At 60.2% G+C, this 9,987-nt stretch carries 13 protein-coding genes; all 13 read left to right on the top strand.

All coding sequences use genetic code 11. From position 1 onward, the window contains the following. Positions 1–288: YceD family protein (locus HT737_RS07155; RefSeq protein ID WP_306287185.1), on the top strand; the 288-nt coding region annotated here is incomplete at its 5' end. A gap of 13 nt (positions 289–301) precedes the next feature. Next, positions 302–484 (top strand): 50S ribosomal protein L32, encoded by a 183-nt coding sequence (gene rpmF / locus HT737_RS07150; RefSeq protein WP_003179396.1) that lies wholly within the window; start codon positions 302–304, stop codon positions 482–484. Positions 485–488: 4 nt separating this feature from the next. Then, positions 489–1,499, top strand: coding sequence for a phosphate acyltransferase PlsX (gene plsX, locus HT737_RS07145; protein ID WP_182401996.1), 1,011 nt, complete (start codon positions 489–491; stop codon positions 1,497–1,499). A gap of 123 nt (positions 1,500–1,622) precedes the next feature. Further along, positions 1,623–2,561, top strand: coding sequence for an ACP S-malonyltransferase (fabD, locus tag HT737_RS07140; RefSeq protein ID WP_182401994.1), 939 nt, complete (start codon positions 1,623–1,625; stop codon positions 2,559–2,561). 16 nt (positions 2,562–2,577) lie between these two features. Beyond that, the gene (gene fabG, locus HT737_RS07135) at positions 2,578–3,318 is read left to right on the top strand and encodes a 3-oxoacyl-ACP reductase FabG (RefSeq protein ID WP_007967600.1); all 741 of its coding nucleotides are present in this window, start codon (positions 2,578–2,580) and stop codon (positions 3,316–3,318) included. A gap of 197 nt (positions 3,319–3,515) precedes the next feature. Continuing rightward, the gene (acpP, locus tag HT737_RS07130; RefSeq protein ID WP_003175607.1) at positions 3,516–3,752 is read left to right on the top strand and encodes an acyl carrier protein; all 237 of its coding nucleotides are present in this window, start codon (positions 3,516–3,518) and stop codon (positions 3,750–3,752) included. A gap of 108 nt (positions 3,753–3,860) precedes the next feature. Beyond that, on the top strand, positions 3,861–5,105 hold the full coding sequence (gene fabF, locus HT737_RS07125; RefSeq protein WP_027612357.1) for a beta-ketoacyl-ACP synthase II: 1,245 nt from the start codon (positions 3,861–3,863) through the stop codon (positions 5,103–5,105). Further along, positions 5,105–5,920 carry an aminodeoxychorismate lyase gene (gene pabC, locus HT737_RS07120; protein WP_121186641.1) on the top strand — a complete coding sequence of 272 codons (816 nt, stop codon included), beginning with the start codon at positions 5,105–5,107 and terminating at the stop codon, positions 5,918–5,920. Before fabF ends, pabC begins: the two co-directional genes overlap by 1 nt. A 3-nt stretch (positions 5,921–5,923) precedes the next feature. After that, positions 5,924–7,114 (top strand): endolytic transglycosylase MltG, encoded by a 1,191-nt coding sequence (gene mltG / locus HT737_RS07115; protein WP_182401992.1) that lies wholly within the window; start codon positions 5,924–5,926, stop codon positions 7,112–7,114. Positions 7,115–7,133: 19 nt separating this feature from the next. Continuing rightward, positions 7,134–7,766, top strand: a complete 633-nt coding sequence (tmk, locus tag HT737_RS07110) for a dTMP kinase (protein WP_041069196.1) — start codon at positions 7,134–7,136, stop codon at positions 7,764–7,766. Then, the gene (locus tag HT737_RS07105) at positions 7,759–8,742 is read left to right on the top strand and encodes a DNA polymerase III subunit delta' (protein ID WP_182401990.1); all 984 of its coding nucleotides are present in this window, start codon (positions 7,759–7,761) and stop codon (positions 8,740–8,742) included. The genes tmk and HT737_RS07105 overlap by 8 nt, the downstream gene beginning before the upstream one ends. A 42-nt stretch (positions 8,743–8,784) precedes the next feature. Further along, positions 8,785–9,141 (top strand): PilZ domain-containing protein, encoded by a 357-nt coding sequence (locus tag HT737_RS07100; RefSeq protein ID WP_027612362.1) that lies wholly within the window; start codon positions 8,785–8,787, stop codon positions 9,139–9,141. Positions 9,142–9,157: 16 nt separating this feature from the next. Continuing rightward, positions 9,158–9,943: a TatD family hydrolase gene (locus HT737_RS07095; RefSeq protein WP_121186635.1), complete on the top strand. Its 786-nt coding sequence runs from the start codon at positions 9,158–9,160 to the stop codon at positions 9,941–9,943. The last annotated feature ends 44 nt before the right edge of the window (positions 9,944–9,987 follow it).

Genomic DNA, 9,987 nt, shown 5'->3' with positions numbered 1-9,987 from the left:
ACCCTGCCGATCCACAGCGAATGCAGTTACGCTGTTGTGAAGGAGGGTGCGAATACCCAGTCGTTACCGAAAGGTTATGACGTGCTGGAACTGGGCGAAGATCCATTGGATCTGCAGTCACTGATCGAGGAGGAGCTTTTGCTCGCCTTGCCCATTGTGCCTGCTCATCATCCGGAAGAATGCCAGCAGCCGGCGGGAGCAGATGAGCCCGAACCGAGCGAGGACGAGGTAACGCGGTCCAACCCGTTCAGTGTATTGGCGCAGTTAAAGCGTGACCCAAACGTTTAGGAGTTAATCAATTATGGCTGTTCAGCAGAACAAAAAATCCCGCTCTGCCCGTGACATGCGCCGTTCGCACGACGCTCTCGAGGCTAGCACCCTGTCTGTAGAAAAAACCACTGGTGAAGTTCACCTGCGTCACCACGTATCGCCAGAAGGCGTATACCGTGGCCGTAAAGTGATCGACAAGGGCGCTGACGAGTAATCACTTGTCCGCTCAAGTCATCGCGATTGACGCAATGGGCGGGGACTTCGGTCCCCGCAGCATTGTTCAGGCCAGCCTTGCTTGCCTTTCTGCTACGCCCTCGCTGCATCTGACCCTCGTCGGTCAACCCTCCCTTCTTGAAGAACTGATCAACGGCCAATCGGCTGCCGATCGCGCGCGCCTGACGATTGTCCCGGCGTCTGAAGTCATCACCATGGACGAAAAGCCGACCCAGGCCTTGCGTGGCAAGCCGGATTCTTCGATGCGTGTCGCCCTTGAGCTGGTGCGTGACGGCAAGGCTCAGGCCTGTGTCAGCGCCGGCAATACCGGGGCGTTGATGGCGCTGTCGCGTTTCGTGCTCAAGACCTTGCCGGGGATTGACCGGCCGGCGATGGTGGCGGCGATTCCGACGCAGAAGGGCTATTGCCAGTTGCTCGATCTGGGCGCCAACGTCGATTGCAGCGCCGAGCATCTGTTGCAGTTCGCGGTGATGGGCTCGGTGGCGGCGCAGACGCTGGGCATCGCCCGGCCGCGTGTCGCGTTGCTGAATATTGGCACCGAAGACATCAAGGGCAATCAGCAGGTCAAATTGGCGGCGACCCTGCTGCAGGCGGCGCGCGGCATCAACTATATCGGCTTTGTCGAGGGCGATGGTTTGTATCGCGGCGAGGCGGATGTGGTGGTCTGTGACGGTTTTGTCGGCAATATCCTGCTCAAGTCCAGCGAAGGCCTGGCGACGATGATCGCTGCACGCATCGAGGCCTTGTTCAGGAAAAACTTCGCTTCCCGCGTAGTAGGTGCTCTGGCCCTGCCATTGATGAAACGTCTGCAAGCGGAACTCGCGCCTGCGCGACATAACGGCGCAAGCTTCCTCGGCTTGCAGGGTATCGTGGTGAAAAGTCACGGTTCGGCCGGGGTTCAGGGCTTTCAGAGTGCGATTCAGCGCGCGCTGATCGAGATTCAGGAGAACCTGCCCGAACGCCTCCACGGTCGTCTGGAGGATTTGTTGTCTTAGGCGTTTTCGTCGGACAATGCTTAAATGTGACCGCCCGGTTCAAAGGGCCATCCAACTGTCAGTTTCTTGCGTCCCCCGGTGGGGCGTCACTTTCCGACGACAAGATCATTAGGGGCTTGTTACATGTCTGCTTCCCTCGCATTCGTCTTTCCAGGACAGGGTTCGCAGTCCCTCGGCATGCTGGCCGAGCTGGGCGCGGAACATCCGCTGATCCTCGAAACTTTCAAAGAAGCCTCTGAGGCTTTGGGCTATGACCTGTGGGCATTGACCCAGCAAGGCCCGGAAGAGCTGCTCAATCAAACCGATAAAACCCAACCGGCCATTCTGACCGCCTCGATCGCCCTGTGGCGTCTGTGGCTGGCTGAAGGTGGCGCGCGTCCGGCATTCGTTGCCGGTCACAGCCTGGGTGAATACAGCGCGCTGGTTGCTGCCGGCAGCCTGAGCCTGGCTGATGCGGTGAAACTCGTTGAGCGCCGTGGCCAGCTGATGCAGGAAGCCGTTCCGGCCGGGCAGGGTGGCATGGCCGCCATTCTCGGTCTGGAAGACGCTGATGTGCTGGCCGCCTGTGCTGAAGCGGCGCAAGGTGAAGTGGTCAGCGCGGTGAACTTCAACTCGCCGGGCCAGGTGGTGATTGCCGGTGCCAAGGCTGCCGTCGAGCGTGCCATTGAAGGTTGCAAGGCCCGTGGTGCCAAGCGTGCCATGCCGTTGCCGGTGAGCGTGCCGTCGCACTGCGAGCTGATGCGTCCGGCGGCCGAGCGTTTTGCCGCATCCATCGCCGCCATCGACTGGCAGGCGCCGCAGATTCCGGTGGTACAGAACGTCAGCGCGCAAGTGCCGGCCGATCTGGAAACCCTCAAGCGTGATCTGCTCGAGCAACTGTACAAGCCCGTTCGCTGGGTTGAATCGGTCCAGACCCTGGCCGCCAAAGGCGCCACCAGTCTGGTCGAATGCGGTCCGGGCAAAGTCCTGGCCGGTCTGAACAAACGTTGCGCCGAAGGCGTTTCGACTTCTAACCTCAATACCCCAGACGCTTTCGCTGCCGCCCGTGCAGCGCTGGCCTGAATCAGGAGAAACTTGCATGAGTCTGCAAGGTAAAGTTGCACTGGTCACCGGTGCAAGCCGCGGTATCGGCCAGGCCATCGCACTGGAACTGGGTCGTCAGGGCGCCATCGTTGTTGGCACTGCGACCTCCGCCAAAGGCGCCGAGGCCATTGCTGCCACCCTGAAAGAGCATGGTATCCAGGGCACGGGTCTGGAACTGAACGTCACCAGCGACGAATCGGTCAGCGCGGTGCTGGCGAGCATTCAGGAGCAGTTCGGTGCGCCGGCAATTCTGGTCAATAATGCTGGCATCACCCGCGATAATCTGATGATGCGCATGAAAGACGATGAATGGTACGACGTGATCGATACCAACCTGAACAGTCTGTATCGCCTGTCCAAGGGCGTTTTGCGTGGCATGACCAAAGCGCGCTGGGGCCGAATTATCAGTATTGGCTCGGTGGTGGGTGCCATGGGCAACGCAGGCCAAGTAAACTATGCAGCCGCCAAGGCCGGTCTGGAAGGTTTCAGCCGTGCGATGGCGCGTGAAGTCGGTTCGCGTTCGATTACGGTCAACTCGGTAACCCCAGGGTTCATCGACACCGATATGACCCGCGAACTGCCGGAAGCACAGCGTGAAGCCTTGCAGACGCAGATTCCGCTGGGTCGTCTGGGGCAAGCTCAAGAGATCGCTTCGGTGGTCGCTTTTCTTGCATCCGACGGTGCGGCATACGTCACTGGGGCTACAATCCCGGTGAACGGTGGGATGTACATGTAAGTAAAATGTGACGGATTGCTTCAAAAAAAATGTCATACGAGCTGTCTAAAATCCGTTATAAAGCTGCAATCTATTTATAGGCAGAGGGCCGCAGGGTTTGAGGAGTGAAGCTTTCAGTTGAAAAGCTGAAAAGCCTTTCTATACACTTACCCACTGGCCAGCTGCCTGAATTTGTCCATTAGGAGTGAAAACAAGGTATGAGCACCATCGAAGAGCGCGTCAAGAAAATCGTTGCCGAGCAACTGGGTGTTAAAGAAGAAGAAGTGGTCAATACTGCTTCCTTCGTTGAAGACCTGGGTGCCGACTCCCTTGACACCGTTGAGCTGGTGATGGCTCTGGAAGAGGAATTCGAGACCGAAATCCCTGACGAAGAAGCTGAGAAGATCACTACTGTACAAGCTGCAATCGACTACGTTACTAGCCACCAGGCGTAATAGTTTGTAATCGTTGTCTGCTGTCATGGAAAAACCGCACTGCCATCATGGCGTGCGGTTTTTTCTTTAGGCCTGATGCAAAGTCGTCATTTGAAAAAGGAGAGTGCTGTGTCGCGTAGACGCGTCGTAGTCACCGGTATGGGTATGTTGTCGCCACTGGGCACGGATGTGCCGAGCAGTTGGCAGGGCATTCTGGCTGGCCGCAGTGGCATTGGTCTGATCGAACACACCGACCTTTCTGCCTATTCCACCCGTTTTGGCGGCTCGGTAAAGGGCTTCAATGTCGAGGAATACCTGTCGGTCAAAGAAGCACGCAAGCTCGACCTGTTCATTCAGTACGGTCTGGCCGCGGGTTTTCAGGCTGTTCGCAATGCTGGTCTGGAAGTCACCGACGCCAATCGTGAGCGCATTGGCGTGGCCATGGGCTCGGGCATCGGCGGTCTGACCAACATCGAAGAAACCAGCCGTACCCTGCATGAGACGGGCCCGCGTCGAATCTCGCCATTCTTCGTGCCAGGCTCGATCATCAATATGATTTCCGGTTTTCTGTCCATCCACCTGGGTGCGCAGGGACCGAACTACGCCATTTCCACTGCCTGTACCACCGGAACGCACTGCATTGGCATGGCGGCGCGCAACATCATGTACGACGAAGCCGACGTGATGATCGCCGGCGGTGCCGAGATGGCCGCGTGCGGTCTGGGCATGGGCGGCTTCGGCGCGTCCCGTGCGCTGTCGACCCGCAACGACGAGCCGACCCGCGCCAGTCGTCCATGGGACAAGGGCCGTGATGGCTTCGTGCTGTCCGACGGTGCCGGTGCGCTGGTGCTCGAAGAGCTCGAGCACGCCAAGGCTCGCGGCGCGACCATTTATGCCGAGCTGATCGGCTTCGGCACCAGTGGCGATGCGTTCCACATGACTTCGCCACCCGCTGATGGCGCTGGTGCAGCGCGCTGCATCACCAATGCCCTGCGCGATGCGAAAATCAACATCGACCAGGTGCAGTACATCAACGCCCACGGTACCTCGACCCCGGCCGGCGACCTTGCCGAAGCCAATGCGATCAAGACCGTGTTCGGTGAGCACGCCTACAACCTGGCGGTCAGCTCCACCAAGTCCATGACCGGTCACCTGCTGGGTGCGGCGGGCGCGGTCGAGGCGATCTTCAGTGTGCTGGCAATCAACAGCCAGGTGGCCCCGCCAACCATCAACCTCGACGAGCCGGACGAGGGCTGCGATCTCGATTTCGTGCCGCACACGGCGCGCAACATGGACATCGATGTCGTACTGTCCAACTCCTTCGGGTTTGGTGGCACCAACGGCACGTTGGCGTTCCGTCGGTTCGCCGGCTGATGGACAGCTGGGTCGACGGTCAGCCGGCTGACGCTCTGTCGCTGAAAGATCGCGGCCTGGCTTATGGCGATGGGCTGTTCGAGACCATCGCCGTGCGCGGCGGCCAGCCGATATTGCTGGATCGTCACCTGACGCGTTTGGCCGAGGGCTGCTCGCGTCTGGCTATCGCTGCGGATATTGATCGGGTTCGCACGGAACTGCGGGCCTATGCCGCGGCAATGGGCGAGGGCGTACTCAAGCTGATCCTCACCCGTGGTGATGGCTTGCGTGGCTACGCGCCCGATCCTGCGGCGCAAGGTCGACGCATCCTGCAAGGCAACCCGCCTGCGGCTTATCCTGCCGTGCATGGCGAGCAGGGTGTGCGCCTGTTTCCCTGCGCCACGCGGCTGTCGAATCAGCCGTTGCTGGCCGGGCTCAAGCATCTGAATCGTCTGGAGCAAGTGCTTGCCCGCGCCGAATGGCGCGACAGCGAACACGCCGAAGGCTTGATGCTTGATCAGGCCGGACGCGTCATCGAAGGCGTGTTCAGCAACCTGTTTCTGGTGCGCGACGGCGTACTGATCACCCCGGATCTGAAGCGCTGTGGCGTGGCCGGTGTGATGCGTGCCGAACTATTGTTTCAGGCCGAGTCATTGGCCATCTCCACCCAAATTACCGATGTCAGCCTCGAACAGCTGCAATGGGCTGACGAAGTCTTTATCTGCAACAGCGTTTATGGCGTCTGGCCGGTACGCGCCTACGCTGCACTGAGCTGGCCGGTTGGCCCGCTCACCCGTAAACTGCAAACCATTGCCCGCGCGCTACTGGATGCCTGATTCGTGAGACGTAAATTCTTGCTGCTGCTGGAAACCGGACTGGTTCTGGCAGGGCTGTTACTGGGCGCCAGCGCCTGGAAAATTCATTCGGCGCTGGAACAGCCTCTGAACATCACGCAGGAAGAACTGCTGGATGTGCCGAAAGGCTCGACACCGACCCGCACCTTTCTTGAACTCGAAACCGAGGGGGTCATCAAGGATGCCTTCTGGTTGCGCATTTACTGGCGCTTCAATCTGGCCGGCACACCGATCCATACCGGCGAGTACCGCATGCAGCCAGGCATGACCGTCAACGGTCTGATCGACTTGTGGAAGCGTGGCGAAGTGGTGCAGTACAGTCTGACGCTGGTCGAGGGCTGGAATTTCCACCAGGTCCGCGCCGCGCTGGCAAAAGATGAAAAGATCGAGCAAACCCTCAAGGGCTTGAGCGACAGCGAAGTGATGGAGAAAATCGGTCATCGGGGATTGTTCCCGGAAGGTCGGTTCTTCCCGGATACCTACCGTTTCGTGCGGGGCGTTTCCGATGTCGAATTGCTGAAGAAGGCCTTTGACCGGCTCGATGAAGTGTTGGCCAAGGAGTGGGAAAACCGCTCGGCCGATGTGCCGTACAGCGAGCCTTATCAGGCGCTGATCATGGCGTCGCTGGTGGAGAAGGAAACCGGCGTGCCACAGGAACGCGGGCAGATTGCCGGCGTGTTCGTGCGCCGCATGGCGCTGGGCATGCAGTTGCAGACCGACCCGACCGTGATCTATGGCCTGGGCGACCGCTACACCGGCAAGTTGACCCGTGCTCATCTCAAGGAGCCGACGCCCTACAATACCTATGTGATTCCCGGGTTGCCGCCGACGCCGATTGCCATGGTCGGTCGCGAGGCGATTCACGCCGCGCTCAATCCGGTGGAAGGCAACAGCCTGTATTTCGTCGCCCGTGGCGATGGCAGCCATGTGTTCTCCGATGACCTGGATGCACACAACAGTGCGGTGCGCGAGTTCCAGCTCAAGCGCCGCGCCGATTACCGCTCCAGCCCGGCCCCGGCGAATGCGCCGGCGGCGCCGGCCACGGCGACGGAGGAGGCGATTCCTGCCGCGTCCCCGAATACCGCGCCTGAAGCGCTGCCGCAGGTTCCGCCTCAGGAACCTGCGCCAGCCCCTGCTGCCGAGCCTGAGACGGCGGCACCGCAAAATGCGCAATGACTTTGATTAAGGACTGCCTGTGACTGGCTTGTTTATTACCCTGGAAGGCCCGGAAGGCGCTGGCAAGAGCACCAACCGCGAGTACCTCGCCGAGCGTCTGCGCGTCGAAGGTATCGAAGTGGTGCTGACTCGCGAACCCGGCGGAACGCCACTGGCCGAACGGATTCGCGACGTGCTGCTGGCCCCGGCCGATGAGGTCATGAACCCCGACACCGAGCTGTTGCTGGTGTTCGCCGCGCGCGCCCAGCATCTGGCCGAAGTGATTCGTCCGGCACTGGCCCGTGGCGCGGTGGTGTTGTGTGATCGTTTCACCGATTCGACATACGCCTATCAGGGCGGCGGTCGTGGTTTGTCAATGGAGCGTATTGCTGCGCTGGAGACGTTCGTTCAGGGCGACTTGCGGCCGGATCTGACACTGATTTTCGATCTGCCGGTGGAAATGGGTCTGGCTCGCGCCAGTGCCCGTGGCCGTCTGGATCGTTTCGAGCTGGAAGGCCGGGCGTTTTTCGAAGCGGTGCGCAATGCGTTTCTCAAGCGCGCTGAGGCTGATCCTGCACGCTATGTGCGCATTGATGCCGGTCAGCCATTGGTCAAGGTTCAGCAATCGCTGGACACCTTGATTCCGAACTTGCTGGAGCTGATTCGTGGCTGAGGCCTATCCATGGCAGGACAGCCTCTGGCAGCAACTGGCCGGACGCAGTCAGCACGCTCATGCGTATTTGCTGCACGGCCCGGCCGGGATCGGCAAGCGCGCGCTGGCCGAACGCCTGATGGCCAGCCTGCTTTGTCAGCGTCCGACACCGGAAGCGTGCGGTGAGTGCAAATCGTGCCTGCTGCTCAAGGCCGGCAGCCATCCGGACAATTACATCCTTGAGCCCGAGGAAGCCGACAAGGCGATCAAGGTCGATCAGGTCCGCGATCTGGTCAGTTTCGTGGTGCAGACCGCGCAACTGGGCGGGCGCAAAGTGGTGCTGATCGAACCGGTGGAGTCGATGAACATCAACGCCGCCAACGCCTTGCTAAAAAGCCTTGAAGAGCCTTCCGGCGATACCGTGCTGTTGCTGGTGAGCCACCAGCCGAGCCGTTTGCTGCCGACGATCAAGAGCCGCTGCGTGCAGCAGGCGTGTCCGCTGCCGGGCGAGGCCATGAGCCTGCAATGGCTGGCACAGGCGCTGCCGGAGTGCTCCGAAGAGGAGCGCATCGAATTGCTGACGCTGGCGGCAGGTTCGCCACTGGCGGCGGTCAGCTTGCAGTCCCAGGGCGTGCGCGATCAGCGGGCGCAGGTGGTCGAAGGGGTGAAGAAGTTGCTCAAGCAGCAGCAATCGCCGACACAATTGGCCGAAGAATGGAAAAGCATTCCGATGCTGCGCCTGTTCGACTGGTTCTGCGACTGGTCGAGTCTGATCCTGCGCTATCAATTGACCCAGGATGAAGCCGGCCTCGGTCTGACCGATATGCGCAAAGTCGTGCAGTACCTGGCGCAGAAAAGCGCCCAGGGCAAAGTCCTCGATATTCAGGACTGGATTCTCGCCCAGCGGCAGAAAGTCCTGAGCAAAGCCAACCTCAACCCGGCACTGCTGCTGGAAGCGTTGTTGGTGCAATGGGCGGGTTTGCCTGGTCAAAGATAAGAATGTGTACCTAGACTCTGAACATCAGCAGTGGAGGTCAACATGAATGAAGCCATCAGCCCCGGGCCGCGCAACGGCATCCTGTCCCTGACGATCAAGGACAAATCGGTGCTTTACGCCGCCTACATGCCGTTCATCAAAAACGGTGGCCTGTTCATCCCGACCAACAAGAGTTACAAGTTGGGCGACGAGGTGTTCATGCTGCTGAACCTGATGGACGAGGCGGAGAAGATCCCGGTGGCCGGCAAGGTCGCCTGGATTACCCCCAAAGGCGCTCAGGGCAACCGCGCAGCCGGCGTCGGCGTGCAATTCAACGAGGGCGACAACACCGCCCGCAGTCGCATCGAAACCCATCTGGCCGGAGCCCTGAAATCCGACCGTCCCACTCATACGATGTAAGTAGCCGTCTTTTTTTATGCTCGTAGATTCCCATTGTCACCTTGATCGCCTCGACCTCGCCGCCCATGATGGCTCGCTGGATGCCGCACTCGATGCAGCCCGCCAGCGTGGGGTCGGGCATTTCCTGTGCATCGGCGTGAGTGCCGACAACGCTGCCGACGTGAAGGCTCTGGCCGAGCGCTATGACGACGTCGATTGCTCGGTCGGTGTGCACCCATTGGATGTGCAACCGGGCGCGGCGCCGGCGCTGGACTGGCTGCTGCATGAGCTCAATCACCCGAAAGTGGTAGCGATCGGTGAAACCGGTCTGGATTATCACTACGAGCCGGAAGCCGCTGAGCTGCAGCAGGCATCCTTCCGTCTGCACCTGCAAGCCGCCCGGCAGACCGGTAAACCGGTGATCATCCACACCCGTGGCGCCCGTGCCGATACCCTCGAACTGCTGCGCGAAGCGGCGTTGCCCCAAGCCGGTGTGCTGCATTGCTTCACCGAAGACTGGGACATGGCCAAGGCTGCGCTGGACATGGGTTATTACATTTCCCTGTCGGGCATCGTCACTTTCCGCAATGCCGACGCCCTGCGTGATGTGGCGAGCAAGGTGCCGGCCGATCGCCTGTTGGTGGAGACCGACTCGCCGTATCTGGCGCCGATCCCGTATCGCGGCAAACCGAACCTGCCGCAGTATGTGCGCGAGGTGGCGGAGTTTCTGGCGATGCTGCGTGGGGAAGACTATGAGCGGTTTGCCGAGCAGACCACCGAGAACTTCAAGCGGCTGTTTCCCTTGGCGCATGTAAAAGGCTGATCGTGTAGGAGCTGCCGCAGGCTGCGATCTTTTGATTTTTGATT

It is taken from the genome of Pseudomonas sp. MD195_PC81_125 (assembly GCF_014060985.1).
Taxonomy (GTDB): Bacteria; Pseudomonadota; Gammaproteobacteria; order Pseudomonadales; family Pseudomonadaceae; genus Aquipseudomonas; species Aquipseudomonas parakoreensis.
Note: the sequence above shows the minus strand (reverse complement) of the source record. Positions and strands in the feature narration are given on the sequence as shown.

Excerpts from the sequence above, each read along its gene's own strand:
- rpmF (WP_003179396.1), top strand. The coding sequence starts at position 302 with ATGGCTGTTCAGCAGAACAAAAAATCCCGCTCTGCCCGTGACATGCGC.
- fabD (WP_182401994.1), top strand. The coding sequence starts at position 1,623 with ATGTCTGCTTCCCTCGCATTCGTCTTTCCAGGACAGGGTTCGCAGTCC.
- fabG (WP_007967600.1), top strand. The coding sequence starts at position 2,578 with ATGAGTCTGCAAGGTAAAGTTGCACTGGTCACCGGTGCAAGCCGCGGT.
- acpP (WP_003175607.1), top strand. The coding sequence starts at position 3,516 with ATGAGCACCATCGAAGAGCGCGTCAAGAAAATCGTTGCCGAGCAACTG.
- pabC (WP_121186641.1), top strand. The coding sequence starts at position 5,105 with ATGGACAGCTGGGTCGACGGTCAGCCGGCTGACGCTCTGTCGCTGAAA.
- HT737_RS07100 (WP_027612362.1), top strand. The coding sequence starts at position 8,785 with ATGAATGAAGCCATCAGCCCCGGGCCGCGCAACGGCATCCTGTCCCTG.
- HT737_RS07095 (WP_121186635.1), top strand. The coding sequence starts at position 9,158 with ATGCTCGTAGATTCCCATTGTCACCTTGATCGCCTCGACCTCGCCGCC.